Source organism: Kitasatospora sp. NPDC085879 (assembly GCF_040686255.1).
Lineage (GTDB): Bacteria > Actinomycetota > Actinomycetes > Streptomycetales > Streptomycetaceae > Kitasatospora.
On record NZ_JBFBJZ010000036.1, the window covers coordinates 1 to 13,448 of the forward strand.

General features: G+C 73.6%; 11 protein-coding genes and 2 pseudogenes. 9 read left to right on the forward strand and 4 right to left on the reverse strand.

Annotated elements, in window-relative coordinates; all coding sequences use genetic code 11:
* Positions 1-88: 88 nt before the first annotated feature.
* The 5 genes and pseudogenes from AB0P35_RS25430 to AB0P35_RS25450 form a co-directional block, all read left to right on the forward strand.
* Positions 89-241 (forward strand): annotated as a pseudogene (locus tag AB0P35_RS25430) (IS630 family transposase); the annotation flags it as partial.
* 223 nt (positions 242-464) lie between these two features.
* Complete coding sequence (locus tag AB0P35_RS25435; RefSeq protein ID WP_363514869.1) at positions 465-2,060, forward strand: AMP-binding protein; 1,596 nt, start codon at positions 465-467, stop codon at positions 2,058-2,060.
* 46 nt (positions 2,061-2,106) lie between these two features.
* Positions 2,107-2,751: a TetR/AcrR family transcriptional regulator gene (locus AB0P35_RS25440; RefSeq protein ID WP_363514672.1), complete on the forward strand. Its 645-nt coding sequence runs from the start codon at positions 2,107-2,109 to the stop codon at positions 2,749-2,751.
* 130 nt (positions 2,752-2,881) lie between these two features.
* The gene (locus AB0P35_RS25445; protein ID WP_363514675.1) at positions 2,882-5,353 is read left to right on the forward strand and encodes a SpoIIE family protein phosphatase; all 2,472 of its coding nucleotides are present in this window, start codon (positions 2,882-2,884) and stop codon (positions 5,351-5,353) included.
* A gap of 173 nt (positions 5,354-5,526) precedes the next feature.
* Positions 5,527-5,973: a hypothetical protein gene (locus tag AB0P35_RS25450; RefSeq protein ID WP_363514678.1), complete on the forward strand. Its 447-nt coding sequence runs from the start codon at positions 5,527-5,529 to the stop codon at positions 5,971-5,973.
* A 6-nt stretch (positions 5,974-5,979) separates the two neighbouring features.
* On the opposite strand, the gene AB0P35_RS25455 is transcribed toward AB0P35_RS25450, so the two are convergent.
* The 3 genes from AB0P35_RS25455 to AB0P35_RS25465 all read right to left on the reverse strand — a co-directional run bounded on the left by AB0P35_RS25455 (position 5,980) and on the right by AB0P35_RS25465 (position 8,944).
* Positions 5,980-6,363, reverse strand: coding sequence for an MmcQ/YjbR family DNA-binding protein (locus AB0P35_RS25455; RefSeq protein WP_363514681.1), 384 nt, complete (start codon positions 6,361-6,363; stop codon positions 5,980-5,982).
* 65 nt (positions 6,364-6,428) lie between these two features.
* Entirely contained in the window at positions 6,429-7,373 is a 945-nt protein-coding gene (locus AB0P35_RS25460) for a diacylglycerol kinase (protein WP_363514684.1), read from the reverse strand.
* On the reverse strand, positions 7,370-8,944 hold the full coding sequence (locus tag AB0P35_RS25465; RefSeq protein WP_363514872.1) for an FAD-binding oxidoreductase: 1,575 nt from the start codon (positions 8,942-8,944) through the stop codon (positions 7,370-7,372). The genes AB0P35_RS25460 and AB0P35_RS25465 overlap by 4 nt, the downstream gene beginning before the upstream one ends.
* Before the next feature lie 77 nt (positions 8,945-9,021).
* Here AB0P35_RS25465 and AB0P35_RS25470 point away from each other — a divergent pair, with 77 nt between their 5' ends.
* Together AB0P35_RS25470 and AB0P35_RS25475 are read left to right on the forward strand one after the other, a co-directional pair.
* A complete protein-coding gene (locus tag AB0P35_RS25470; protein ID WP_363514687.1) occupies positions 9,022-9,618 on the forward strand; it encodes a TetR/AcrR family transcriptional regulator in 597 nt (198 codons plus the stop codon).
* Positions 9,615-11,174 (forward strand): glycerol-3-phosphate dehydrogenase/oxidase, encoded by a 1,560-nt coding sequence (locus tag AB0P35_RS25475; protein ID WP_363514690.1) that lies wholly within the window; start codon positions 9,615-9,617, stop codon positions 11,172-11,174. The genes AB0P35_RS25470 and AB0P35_RS25475 overlap by 4 nt, the downstream gene beginning before the upstream one ends.
* 4 nt (positions 11,175-11,178) lie before the next feature.
* On the opposite strand, the pseudogene AB0P35_RS25480 reads toward AB0P35_RS25475, so the two are convergent.
* Positions 11,179-11,362: pseudogene (locus AB0P35_RS25480) on the reverse strand (transposase); the annotation flags it as partial.
* Positions 11,363-11,520: 158 nt separating this feature from the next.
* On the opposite strand from AB0P35_RS25480, the gene AB0P35_RS25485 reads away from it, so the two are divergent.
* Together AB0P35_RS25485 and AB0P35_RS25490 are read left to right on the forward strand one after the other, a co-directional pair.
* Positions 11,521-11,691, forward strand: a complete 171-nt coding sequence (locus tag AB0P35_RS25485; protein WP_363514693.1) for a hypothetical protein — start codon at positions 11,521-11,523, stop codon at positions 11,689-11,691.
* Positions 11,688-13,397: a serine/threonine-protein kinase gene (locus AB0P35_RS25490; RefSeq protein ID WP_363514696.1), complete on the forward strand. Its 1,710-nt coding sequence runs from the start codon at positions 11,688-11,690 to the stop codon at positions 13,395-13,397. Before AB0P35_RS25485 ends, AB0P35_RS25490 begins: the two co-directional genes overlap by 4 nt.
* Positions 13,398-13,448: the final 51 nt, after the last annotated feature.

Consider the following 13,448-nt stretch of genomic DNA (forward strand, 5'->3'; position numbering starts at 1 on the left):
GAACCGCCTCCAGGCCATCGACCGGGAAACCGACGTCGCCTGAGCGGTGCACACAACTCCGTACCGGCTGGAGCACTCAGATCAGTACGCGGACATCAGGGCCTGGATCTCGACCTGGAACGACAATCCTCGGCCTTTCACCTGGACCAAGACCGCTGACGAGATCCTCAAATCCCTCGCCGACTATCTCACCAAGATCAACCCGACAGGCCCGGCATCAGAGCAAAACTCACCCTCGTGATTTGCGGCGCAAGACACTAGGAGTCGACTCAGGGGCAGCCGCATAGGGGCGCCGGGGGCACCTCCCGGCGCCCCTGAGTGGTTGCCCGCCGCCCCCTGTTGAGGTGCCCTCCTGCCAAGGATTGCTGTACGCCCTCTGGGCTGCGGGGCGGAAAGCGGGCAGGCTGTCACCTGGCAACTCCGCAGCACCGCGAGCTCCCACCACCCCGCCGGAGGTATGCATGGTGTTCCGCAGCGACCACCCCGAGATCGAGCCCGTCGACGTGCCGATCCACGACGCCGTCCTCGGCGACCTGAACGGCCGGGCCGACCTGCCCGCGCTGGTCGACGGCATCACCGGGCGCACCCTCAGCTACGCCGAGCTCGACCTCGCCTCCCGCCGGACGGCGGCCGGCCTCGCCGAGGCGGGGGTCCGCCAGGGCGACGTGGTCGCGCTGTACAGCCCGAACACCATCGCCTACCCCGTCGCCTTCTACGCCGCCACCCGCACCGGCGCCACCGTCACCACGGTCAGCTCCCTCGCCACCGCGGGCGAACTCACCGGCCAGCTGCGCGACAGCGGTGCCCGCTGGATCGTCACCATCGCCGCCTTCCTGCCGGTCGCCGCGGAGGCGGCCGCCGCACTCGCCGCCGACGGCCGCCCGATCGCCGAGATCTTCGTCTGCGACCAGGCCCCCGGCCACCGCTCGCTCACCGACCTCGCCGCGACCACCGCCGCCGAGCCGGCCCCGCGGATCGACCCCGGCGACCTCGCCGTGCTGCCCTACTCCAGCGGCACCACCGGCCTGCCCAAGGGCGTCATGCTCACCCACCGCTCGATCGGCTCGAATCTGGCGCAGACCGACTCGGTGCACGCCACCGCGGCCGGCGAGCGGATCATCGCGGTGCTGCCGTTCTTCCACATCTACGGACTGACGGCTCTGCTCAACCACCCGCTGCGCTGCGGTTCCACCGTCGTCGTGCTGCCCCGCTTCGACCTGGAGCAGTTCCTGCGCACCATCCAGGAGCAGCGGATCGAGGGCGTCTTCGCCGCCCCGCCGATCGTCCTGGCGCTCGCCAAGCACCCGCTGGTCGACCGCTACGACCTCTCCTCGGTCAAGTACGTGCTCAGCGCCGCGGCCCCGCTCGACGCCGAGCTCGCCGACGCCGCTGCCCGCCGGCTCGGTCTGCCGCGGATCCACCAGGGCTACGGCATGACCGAGCTCTCCCCGGTCACCCACGTCGTCCCGCTGGACGACCCGGCGCCGCCGCCCGGCACCGTCGGGAAGATGGTCGCCTCCACCGAGCTGCGCATCGTCTCCCTCGACGACCCGGACACCGACCTGCCGGCCGGGCAGAGCGGCGAACTGCTCTTCCGCGGCCCGCAGGTCATGAAGGGCTACTTCGGCCGCCAGTCCGAGACCGACGCCATGCTCGACGCCGACGGCTGGCTGCACACCGGCGACGTCGGCCACGTCGACGAGCAGGGCTACCTCTTCGTCGTCGACCGCGTGAAGGAGCTCATCAAGTACAAGGGCTACCAGGTCGCCCCCGCCGAGCTGGAGGCCCTGCTGCTCACCCACCCCGAGATCGCCGACGCCGCGGTGGTCGGCGTCACCGGCGAGGACGGCACCGAGCGCCCCAAGGCGTTCGTCGTCCGCACCCCCGGCAGCGGGCTGACCGGCGACCAGGTGCAGGAGTACGTGGCGGCCCAGGTCGCGCCGTACAAGAAAGTACGGGCGGTGGAGTTCCTCGACGCGGTGCCCAAGTCCGCCAGCGGCAAGATCCTCCGCCGCGAGTTGCGGGCCCGCCCGTCCTCCACCGGGGCGGCGGCGATCTGAGAGGATCGGCCCACCCGCCGTCGACCGCCACCGGAAAGTCAAGGCCATGACCGCCCACGCCGCCGCCCTGCGCACCCCGCAGCAGGACCGAAGCCGCGCCACCCGCCGCCGCCTGCTGGAGGCCGCCGTGGAGTGCCTGGCCGAGCTGGGCTGGCAGGGCTCGACGGTCGCCGTGGTCGCCGAGCGGGCCGGAGTGACGCGGGGCGCCGCCCAGCACCACTTCCCGACCCGCGAGGACCTCTTCACGGCGGCCGTCGAGCACGTCGCCGACGAGCGGCTCGCCCAGGTGCGGGCCAGCGCCGAGCAACTGCCGCCGGCCGGGCCGGGCCGCACCGAGGCCGTGGTCTCCATGATCGTCCGGCTGTACACCGGGCCGCTGTTCCGCGCCGCGCTGCACCTGTGGGTGGCCGCCGCGACCGAGGACGCGCTGCGCGAGCGGATCGTCGCCCTGGAGAACCACGTCGGCCGGGAGTCCCACCGGGCCGCCGTGGAGTTCCTCGGCGCCGACGAGTCCCGGCCCGGGGTGCGGGAGACCGTCCAGGCCACCATGGACATGGCCCGCGGCCTCGGCCTGGCCAACCTGCTGACCGACGACGGGGCCCGCCGGGCCGGCATCGTCCGGCAGTGGGCCGGCCTGCTGGAGGCCGCGCTGGCCGACGGCGGACCGGGTGGCGGGAGACCGGTGTGCTGAGCACGAACAGACCCCGCCCGGACCGGGCGGCGACCAGCAGTCGCCGACCGGCCGGGCTTTGTGCAGTCTGGTGGGGACCGGATTGGCCGGCCTCCCACCGGGAAGGTACCGGGCAGGTGAACTCCTGAAGATGCACGGATTCGACTGGACCGCGACCGACGGCGCCGGCCGCGGTGAGGCGGGCGCCGCCTCGGCGCGCCTGGCCGGCCACCGGCTGGTGCCCCTCGCCACCGCTCTCCTGCAGGAGGACGGCTGCATCCTGCACTGGAGCGAGGAGGCCGAGGCGCTCTCCGGCCACCCCGCCGAGGAAGCCGTCGGCTCCTACGCGGCCGACCTGCTCGTCCCCGAGAGCAGGCGGCACCGGGCCAACGAGCTGTTCAAGCAGATCATGGCGGGCTCCGGCTGGTCCGGCATCCAGGCGATCCGGCACCGGGACGGCACCGACGTCGAGATCGAGTTCCACACCTACCCGATCGCCGGGCCCGGCGGACAGCGCCTGCTGCTGGTCACCGGCTCCGACGTCCGCGCGCTGCGCCAGGTCGAGGCCGACCTCGCCGTCCTCGACGGCATCTTCAACCAGTCCCCGATCGGCATGGCGGTCTACGACACCGACCTGCGCTACGTCCGGCTCAACAACGCCCTCTCCAAGATCAACGGCGTGCCGGTCGACGACCACATCGGCCGCCGGGTCTCCAGCGTCCTGCCCGGCCTCAACAGCGCCGAGATCGAGGCCGTGATGCGCCAGGTGCTCACCACCGGCCGCCCGATCGTCGACGCCCGCTCGCACGGCCGCACCCCCGGCGAGCCGCGCCGCGACCGCGCCTGGTCCGCCTCCTACTTCCGGCTGGAGGACTCCACCGGCCGGGTGCTCGGCGTCAGCTCCTCGCTCATCGACGTCACCGAGCGCTTCCAGGCCGAGGCCCGCGCCGCCCGCGCCCAGGAGCGCCTCGCCCTGCTCGCCGAGGCCACGGCCCGCATCGGCACCACCCTCGACCTGCAGCGCACCGCCGAGGAGCTGATCGAGGCGGTCATCCCGCGGTTCGCCGACTTCGCCACCGTCGACCTGCTGGAGCCCGTGCTGCGCGGCGAGGAACCCGCCCCCATCCAGCCCGACAAGCCGATCCTGGTCCGCGCCGTCGCCGTCGGCGAGGCCTACGAGGCCGGGCTCACCCGGGCCGCCGACGCGGTCGGCGCGATCAGCGAGTACGACGCCCAGCGGGTCTACACCCAGTGCCTGCGCAGCGGCCGGCCGCTGCTGCGCTCGCACGTCGACGAGGAGGTGCTGCGCGGCCTGGTGCCCACCACAGACCGGGTCGGCCCCGGCGTCGCGGCCGGTGTCCACTCCTACCTGATGGTGCCGGTGCTCGCCCGCGGCATGGTGCTCGGCGGCGCCGAGTTCGTCCGCACCCGCAACCCCGAGCCGTTCACCGCCGCCGACGTCGCCCTAGCCGAGGAACTCGTCGCCCGGGCCGCCCTCGCCATCGACAACGCCCGGCTCTACCGGCGCGAACGCGAGACCGCCCTCACCCTGCAGCGCAGCCTGCTGCCGCAGGAGATCCACCGCACCCTCGGCCTGGAGATCGCCCACCGGTACCTGCCGAGCAGCCTGGTCTCCGAGGTCGGCGGCGACTGGTTCGACGTGGTGCCGCTCTCCTGCGGGCGGGTCGCCCTGGTCGTCGGCGACGTCATGGGACACGGCATCCGGGCCGCCGCCACGATGGGCCAGCTGCGTACCGTCGCCCGCACCCTGGCCACCCTCGACCTGCCGCCCGAGCAGGTGCTCACCCGCCTCGACGAGACCGCGAACGCCATCGGCGAGGGCCAGTTCGCCACCTGCATCTGCCTGGTCTACGACCCCGTGGACCGCACCTGCACGGTCGCCTCGGCCGGGCACCTGCCGCCCGTCCGGATCGCCCCCGACGGCACCTCCAGCACGGTCGAACTGCCGCCCGGCATCCCGCTCGGCATCGGCGGCGCCGGCTTCGAGAGCGTCGAGTTCACCCTGCCCGTCGGCGCGACCGTCGCCCTCTACACCGACGGACTGATCGAACGCCGCGGCCAGGACATCGACGAGGGCATCGCCGTGCTCGCCCGCACCCTGTCCGGCCGCCCCCGCACCCTGGAGGAGAGTGCCGACGCGGTGCTCGCCGCCCTGGTCGCCGAGGGCACCGACGACGACATCGCGATGATCCTCGCCCGCGCGCTGCCCGTCCCCGCCGAGCGGATCGCCACCCTCGACCTGCCCGGCGAGGGCCCGCTGCCCGCCCAGGCCCGCCGCTTCACCCGCGCCACCCTGCAGGCCTGGGGACTCGTCGGGCACTCCGACTTCGCCGAGCTGATGGTCAGTGAACTCGTCACCAACGCCCTGCTGCACGCCGACGCGCCGCGCCGGCTGCGGCTCTACCGCGACGACCGGACGCTGACCGTCGAGGTCTCCGACGCCGGCGCCCAGTCGCCGCGGCTGCGCACCTCCGCCGAGGAGGACGAGGGCGGGCGCGGGATGCACCTGGTCAGCGAACTCGCCCACCGTTGGGGCACCCGCCCCACCAAGGAGGGCAAGGTGGTCTGGGCCGAGGTCGAACTTCCCTACCGAGCCGGATAGTTGTTCGAGCGATTCGCCGATTCCCGCGCACCGGCGCCTCAGGTGCCCGACGATGGACTTCCGCGCACCGAGCCGGGCGCGGCACGGACCACCGTCGGCGGCAGAAGGGGATCCGTGCGCATGCCCGTGCACCTCGAGGCGCGGTACATGCTGCCGGCGCCTGACTGGCCGAAGTGAAGTCGGCCGGGACCCTCGTCACCACCAAGTGGAACGTCCACCACCTGTCCTCGCCCGGGTTCCTCCGCCCCCGGGAGGGCACCGCCTCGGCAGCCTTCCGCTGCCCGACCTGCGGGCTGGACTTCACCGTCCGGGTGGAGAGCCTGGGCAAGGCCCGGGCCGAGCGGCTCACCTGCCTGGTGGTCGGCGCGGTGCTGCTCGCCCTGCTGCTGCTCTCGGTGCCGATGGTGGTGCACTACGGCGGCCAGACCGTCGACGAGGACCAGGCGGACGCGACCGTCGCCACCACGGGCGTCCTGGTCGGCCTCGCGGCGGTCTCGTTCATCGGCGGCCCGACCACCTTCAAGGTCGGCCGTGCCCACACCGGGCTCAACAGGCTGCGCCGGGTCGCGGGCGACGGCCGGCCCTCCGTCCGGGTGAAGGGCCACAAGCTCTGGCCGTAGCCGCCGTCACCCCTCCTGGGGGCGGTACCTGACGCCCGGCCAGTCCAGCCGGAGCTGCTCGGCGCGCGGCAGCGAGGAGACCACCAGGTCGTACGAGTCCTCGATCATGTCGAGGACCAGCCGCTCGGGCACCGAGCCGTCCAGCAGCACGCTGTTCCAGTGCCGCTTGTTCAGGTGCCAGCCGCCGGTGACGGCCGGGTACTCGGCGCGCAGCCGGACGGCCAGTTCCGGATCGCACTTGAGGCTCACGCTCAGCGGGCTCCCCTCCAGCGCGCTGAGTGCGAACATCTTGCCGCCGACCTTGAACACCGAGGTCTCGGCGTTGAACGGAAAGGTCTCCTCCGCTCCGTTCAGGGCCAGGCAGGCTGTCTTGAGGACGTCGGGTGTCATGCCCCCAGTCTGCCCGGCCGCTCCGACAGCCCGGCCGGGGCGGGGCCGTCGGAGCGGCCCCGCGGTCACCCGCCGGCCGCGGCCCGGTGGCCGGCCGGTACCAGCAGGCGCAGGGCGCCCGGCACCATCCGGACGTCCACCGGCAGCGGGCCGATGAACTCGCCGTCGGCGTAGGCGGTGATGCCCGCGGACTCGATGCGCAGCGAGGCCGTGCGGTAGGTCTCGACCTCCTCGTGCTGCACATGGGTGCCCTTGAAGACCGTCGGGAAGAACCGGGCCACCTTGAGGCGCGGCATCGCCCGAACGACCGTCAGGTCGAAGAGGCCGTCGGTGTGGTCGGCGTCCGGGCAGATCAGCATGCCGCCGCCGTAGCTGCGGGTGTTGCCGACGGCGGCGAGCACGAGGTCGCGCTCGATCACCGTGCCGTCCGCCAGCACCAGCCGGAACGGCAGCGGCCGCAGGTTGGCGAACTCGACCAGGATCGCCAGGTTGTAGCGCATCCGGCCGCGCGGCCAGCGCAGCCGGTTGGTGCGGTCGCTGACCAGCGAGTCGAAGCCGGTGGCGAGCACCGAGCCGAACCAGCGCTCGGTGCCGTCCGCGGTGGTGGCCCGGCCCAGGTCGACGGTGGCGGTGTGCCCGGCGGCGACGATGTCGGCGGCCGCCTCCGGGTCGCCGAGCGGCAGCCCGTACTCGCGGGCATGGTCGTTGCCGGTGCCCGCGGGGACGATGCCGAGCGGGGTGTCGGTGCCGGCCAGGGCCTGCAGCGCGAGGCCGATCATGCCGTCGCCGCCGGCGGTGACCAGGGCGTCCACACCGCGGCCGACCGCCTCCCGGGCGAGCCGGACGGCGTCCTCGGGGTCGGCACCCGCGGTGTTCAGCACCTCGATGCCGTGCTCGCGCAGCCGGACGGTGGCCCGGCGGGCCGCCTTGTCGGCGTGGCCACCGCCTGCCGCCGGGTTGGTGAGGACCATGACGGTGCGCGGCGGGCGGCCGGTCGCGGCGGCGGTCACGGGATCAGCTTGCCGGGGTTGAGGATGCCGACCGGGTCGACGGCGTCCTTGACGGCACGGAGGATCCGCACCCCGAGGTCGCCGATCTCCTGCTCCATCCAGGGGCGGTGGTCGGCGCCGACGGCGTGGTGGTGCGTGATGGTGCCGCCGTTGGCCATGATGGCGTCGCAGGCGGCGCGCTTGGCCGCGCCCCACTGGGCGATCGGGTCGCCCTGCTGGGCGCCGACCACGGTGAAGTAGAGCGAGGCGCCGGTCGGGTAGACGTGCGAGATGTGGCAGAGCACCAGGCTGTTGGCGCCGAGGGCGCCCTGCAGCGCGGCGGTGACGGCCGTCCGCAGCCGGGCCAGGTTCGCCCAGTCGGTGGCGGTCTCCAGGGTCTCGCAGAGCGCGCCGCCGTCGAGCAGCGCGTCGCGCAGGTACGGGGCGGAGAACCGGCCGTGCTCCCAGCCGGCCGCGGGTTCGGCGCCGAGCGAGGTGCCGCCGGCGGCGAGCAGCACGGCCCGGGTCCGCTCGTGGCGGGCCTCGGCCTGCTCCTTGGTGCCCTCGAAGACGGTGACGGCGAGGCAGCCGCCGGTCACCTGGGTACCGCCGATCTTCTCCGTCATGGCGAGGTTGATCGCGGTCTCGGCCTCGTCGGAGAGCCGGATCACCGTTGCGCCGGTGCCCTGCTGCTCGACGGCGCGCAGCGCGGCGGCGCCGGTGGCGAAGTCGGGGAAGCTCCAGGCCTCGTGGACCTTGGCGGCGGGCAGCGGGTGGATGCGCACCTGGACCCGGGTGATGACGCCGAAGGCGCCCTCGGAGCCGAGGAACAGCTCGCGCAGGTCCGGGCCGGCGGCGGAGGCGGGGGCGCGGCCGAGGTCCAGCACCCCGGCCGGGGTGACCACGCGCAGGCCGCGGACCATCTCGTCGAAGCGGCCGTGGCCGGCCGAGTCCTGGCCGGAGGAGCGGGTGGCGGCGAAGCCGCCGATGGTCGCGAAGCGGAAGCTCTGCGGGTAGTGGCCGAGCTCCCAGCCGCGCTCGGCGAGCAGCTCCTCGGCACGCGGGCCGGTGAGGCCGGCGCCGAGCACCGCCTCGCCGGAGACCTCGTCCAGGGAGTGCAGGGCGTCCAGGCGGCGCAGGTCGAGCGAGACGACGGCCGAGAAGGAGCCGCGGACCGGGTCGAGGCCGCCGACCACACTGGTACCGCCGCCGAAGGGCACCACGGCGATCCGGCGTTCGGCGCAGACCGCGAGAACGGCGGCGATCTCCTCCTCGCCGCCGGGCAGCAGCACCGCGTCCGGCGCGTCCTGCGGCTCGCGGCTGCGGCGGCGCAGGAGGTCGGGCGTGGACTTGCCGCCCGCCCGGGGCAGCCGGTCGGCGTCCGCGGTGGAGATGTGCCCGGCGCCGACCGCGGCCGTGAGCGCGGCGAGGTCCTCTGCGGACAGCGCGGAGGGCCGCAGCCGGACGTCCTCGGCGGCGAGCGGCGCGGCGGCGGCGTCCGCGGACACGCCGAGGGCGGCGGCCAGCAGGCCCTTGATGTCCTCGGGGAGCGGCTTGGCGAGGGCCGGGTCGCCCCAGGCGTCCCACTTCATCGGGGGGAGCGGCAGGGCGGCGCCGCCGTCCTGACCTGCTTGCGTCTCAGATGCCATGCGTTACAGTATTACGCATTATGTCAAGCAGTAACGACACCGGTCAGTCGGACTCGGGCACCCCGGCGACGAGCACCGACGACGCGATCCTCGACGCCGCCGCCCACCTGATCGTCCATCTCGGCGTCCAGCGGACCCAGTTGGCGGAGATCGCACGCCGCGCCGGGGTCAGCCGGCCGACCGTCTACCGCCGCTGGCCGGACGTCCGCGCGATCATCGGCGCCCTGCTGACCCGCGAGATCCGCCGCACCCAGGAGCAGGTCGAGCTCACCGGCGAGGACCGCGAGGCCTTCGTCGACGCCGTCGTCGAGGTCGCCGTCCGACTGCGCGACCACCCCGTGGTCGGCGCCCTGCTGCACTCCGACACCATCGTCGAATACGTCGTCGAACGCCTCGGCACCAGCCAGCGCGGCCTGCTCGACGCCATCGGCACCGCCGTCCGGCAAGGGCAGCGGCACGGCTCCATCCGCGCCGGCGAGCCCACCGAGCTGGCCGCCATGGTCCTGCTCATCGCCCAGTCCACCGTCCAGTCGCACCGCATGGTCGCGCAGCTGCTGCCCGAGCAGGCCTGGCGCCGCGAACTGGCCCGCGCCCTGAACGGATACCTCGCGCCGTGACCTCTGCTGACGCCGCCTCCGCCGCCGGGTTCGCCGGAACCAGCGCCCTCAACGCCCACCGCCGGACGGCCGAACTCGCCGCCCTCGGCGACTCCCCGGCCGTCGACCTGCTCGTCGTCGGCGGCGGCGTGACGGGCGCCGGCATCGCCCTCGACGCCGCCGCGCGCGGCCTGCGCGTCGTCCTCGTCGACTCCCGCGACCTCGCCTTCGGCACCAGCCGCTGGAGCTCCAAACTCGTCCACGGCGGCCTGCGCTACCTCGCCTCCGGCCGGATCGGCGTCGCCCGCGAGAGCGCCGTCGAGCGCGGCATCCTGATGACCCGCACCGCCCCGCACCTGGTGCGGGCGCTGCCCCAGCTCGTCCCGCTGCTGCCCTCGGTCGGACGCGGCCAGGCCGCCCTCGTCCGGGCCGGGTTCCTCGCCGGCGACGCCCTGCGGGCCGTGGCCGGCACACCCGCCGCGGTGCTGCCCCGGGTGCGGCGGATCGGCGCCGAGGAGACCGTCCGGCTGGTTCCCGGGGTCCGCACCGCGGGGCTGTCCGGTGCACTCGTCGCCCACGACGGCCAACTCGTCGACGACGCCCGGCTCGTGGTCGCCAGCGCCCGGACGGCCGCGCACCACGGCGCGACCGTCCTCACCCGGGTCCGCGCCGAACAGGTCACCGGCGGCTCCGCCCGGCTCACCGACACCCTCACCGGCGAAACGCTCACCCTCACCGCCCGGGCCGTCGTCAACGCCGCCGGCGTCTGGGCGGGCGAGGTCGACGACACCGTCCGGCTGCGGCCCAGCCGCGGCACCCACCTGGTCCTCGACGCCGCCGCCCTCGGACACCCCCGCGCCGCCCTCACCGTGCCCGTGCCCGGCTCCACCAGCCGCTTCGTCTTCGCCCTGCCCCAGCAACTCGGCCGGATCGCCGTCGGCCTCACCGACGAGGACGCCCCCGGGCCGATCCCGGACGAGCCGCAGCCCACCGAGACCGAGATCGGCTTCCTGCTGGACACCGTGAACACCGCGCTGCGGACCGCACTCACCCGCGAGGACGTCCGCGGCGCCTTCGCCGGCCTGCGCCCCCTCATCGACACCGGCGGCGGCGCGACCGCCGACCTCTCCCGCAAGCACGCCGTCCTCGAATCGCCGAACGGCCTCATCACCGTCGTCGGCGGCAAACTCACCACCTACCGGCAGATGGCCGAGGACGCCGTCGACACCGCCGTGCGCCGCCGCGGACTCTCCGCAGGGCCCTGCCTCACCCGCCGCCTGCCGCTGATCGGCGCCCCCGGCCGCAGCGACAGCCGCCCCGTCGACGGCCTGCCCGCCTCCCTCGTCGCCCGGCACGGCGGCCTGTCGGCGGACGTGGCCGCCGCCGCGGTCTCCCGGCCCCTGGAGACGGTCGCCGAAGGCATCGACGTCACCCGCGCCGAGATCGCCTACGCCCTCACCCACGAAGGCGCCCTCGACGCCGAGGACGTCCTCCACCGCCGCACCCGCATCGGCCTCGTCCCGGCCGACGCCGACCGCGCCCGCCCGGCCGTCGAAGAGATCGCTGCTGCGGGCTGACGCATCAAGGCCTGTCTGATAAATGATCATCTGGTTGGTTCGCGGAGTCGGAGGATCAGGGAGGCCAGGAGGACTCCGGCGCGGTAGCGGTCGGCGAGCTTGTCGAAGCGGGTGGCGATGGCGCGGAGCTGCTTCAGGCGGGCGAAGCACCGTTCGACCACGTTCCGGTCGCGGTAGAGGACCCGGTCGAAGGCGGGTGGCGGCCGCCGAGGGCTCCGCGCCGTCGGCGGTTGTCCGCCTGGTCGCGGCGCTCGGAGATCGACGGCGATGGGTCGCATCAGGTCGGCCGCCCGTGTCAAGTTCCGCGATCTGTACGGTCAATGGGGGCTATTCGTACACTCGCGGCGTGAACGAATCCATCGGCTACGCCAAGTGTTCGCTCGACACACACACTCGCACCGCCCGGCGCAGCATCCTTCTCGGCCTCGGCGTCGCCGAGGACCGCATCTACCCCAGCCGGGTGACGGTCTACCGCGTGCTGGAACGCGCCCGGGACATGAATGCGGGGGTGCGATGAACTCCCCGGTCTGGCCGAAGCCGCTGCGGCAGGGTGATCCGCACGCGGTAGGCGATTTTCGGCTGGAGGGGCGGCTGGGCGGTGGCGGGATGGGGCAGGTGTTCCTGGGGCGCTCTCCTAGCGGCCGCCCGGTCGCGGTCAAGGTGGTGCGGCCCGAGCTAGCCGGCGATCCCGGATTTCGACGCCGGTTCGCCATAGAGGTCGAGGCAGCCCGCCGGGTCGGCGGGTTCTACACCGCCCAGGTGGTCGAGGCTGACCCCGATGCCGACCCGCCGTGGCTGGTCGCCGCCTACATACCCGGCCCGTCCCTGCACCAGGCCGTCGAGACGCACGGCCCGCTGCCCGCGGAGGGGATCGCCGTGCTGGGAGCGGGACTGGCCGAGGGGCTCCGTGCGATCCACGCCTGCAACCTGGTGCACCGCGACCTCAAACCCTCCAACGTGATCCTCGCCGCCGACGGCCCCCGCGTCATCGACTTCGGCATCACCCGCGCACTGGACGCCACATCCCCCACCCTCTCCCGCGCCGTGGTCGGCACCCCGTCGTTCATGTCCCCGGAACAGGCACGCGGCCACAAGACAGGCCCACCCAGCGACGTGTTCTCCCTCGGACTTGTCCTGGCCTTCGCCGCCACCGGCCGTAGCCCGTTCGGCACCGGTTCGGCCGAAGCGATCGTCTACCGCATCGTCCACGACGAACCCGACCTGACCGGCCTGCCCGCCTACCTGGCGGACCTGGTGCACCGCTGCCTGGCCAAGAGCCCCGGGGACCGCCCCGAGGTGGCCGACATCCTCAGGGAACTCACCAACCCCACCCAGACGGCCGTCCAATGGCTCCCCGCGCCGGTCACGACGATGATCGCCGAACGCCAAGTGCAGACCCAGCCGGCCCCGTTACCGTCGCCTCCTTCTGATCCCGGTCCCCGCGAGGGGAGGATGCCGGGAGGTTCCCGCAACGGCCGTCCCAACGAGTCGTCCCCACAACGGAGGCGGTTCGGCCCCAACCTCGCGTGGATCGGCGTCGCGTGCGCTGTCCTCGTCCTCGGCCTGCTCGCCGCCGTCGACTTCGCCGGCCTGCCCTCCTTCTCCCACCGGCAGGCCGCCGCCACGTCAAGCTCTACTACCGCTCTCAGCCCCACCGCCACTCCCACCCCGAGCCCCAGCCCTACACCCAGCCCCACCCCGAGTCCCACCGCGACGCCCAAGCCCAGCCCCACCCTGGACGCCGTCAGCCTGGCCTTCGCTGCGGTACGGGAGGGCGACTGCTTCCACGTGGGAGACGGAGCCCCGGGTGACTTCACCCTCGGCCAGCCGAACGACACCTTCAAGCCGGACATGGTGCCCTGCGACGCGTGGAACGCGTACTACCGAGTCACCAAGGTGGTGCCTACCGGCACCGAGTGCCCAGGTCCTCCCAACGGAGGCAGTGCGGAATGGGTCCACCACGACGGCTCCCCCGACATCACCCTGTGCATCGACCGCCAATTCCGCGTCGGCGACTGCGTCCTCGGCGACGGCAAGGGCGGCAAGCTGGACACCATCCACTTGCTGGAAGGCTGGAACTGTGCCGACTCCCGCATCCCCTCCGGCCACGACTACCTCGTGCAGATCTCCCAGATCCTCGGCCCCAACAAGCGCGACCAGTGCAACACGAGCTCGGTCCAAGCCCTCCACGGCACCGTGACGTTGTGCCTCAAGGTGGTCTGAGCTTCTGTCGATCTTCACGATCGGGTGACCTGCGAGGTCCGGGTTGCCGAG

What these genes read in the sequence shown, in the direction of transcription:
- AB0P35_RS25470 (WP_363514687.1), top strand. Translation starts at nt 9,022, where the DNA reads ATGTCAAGCAGTAACGACACCGGTCAGTCGGACTCGGGCACCCCGGCG.
- AB0P35_RS25455 (WP_363514681.1), bottom strand. Translation starts at nt 6,363, where the DNA reads ATGACACCCGACGTCCTCAAGACAGCCTGCCTGGCCCTGAACGGAGCG.
- AB0P35_RS25490 (WP_363514696.1), top strand. Translation starts at nt 11,688, where the DNA reads ATGAACTCCCCGGTCTGGCCGAAGCCGCTGCGGCAGGGTGATCCGCAC.
- AB0P35_RS25445 (WP_363514675.1), top strand. Translation starts at nt 2,882, where the DNA reads ATGCACGGATTCGACTGGACCGCGACCGACGGCGCCGGCCGCGGTGAG.
- AB0P35_RS25440 (WP_363514672.1), top strand. Translation starts at nt 2,107, where the DNA reads ATGACCGCCCACGCCGCCGCCCTGCGCACCCCGCAGCAGGACCGAAGC.
- AB0P35_RS25465 (WP_363514872.1), bottom strand. Translation starts at nt 8,944, where the DNA reads ATGAAGTGGGACGCCTGGGGCGACCCGGCCCTCGCCAAGCCGCTCCCC.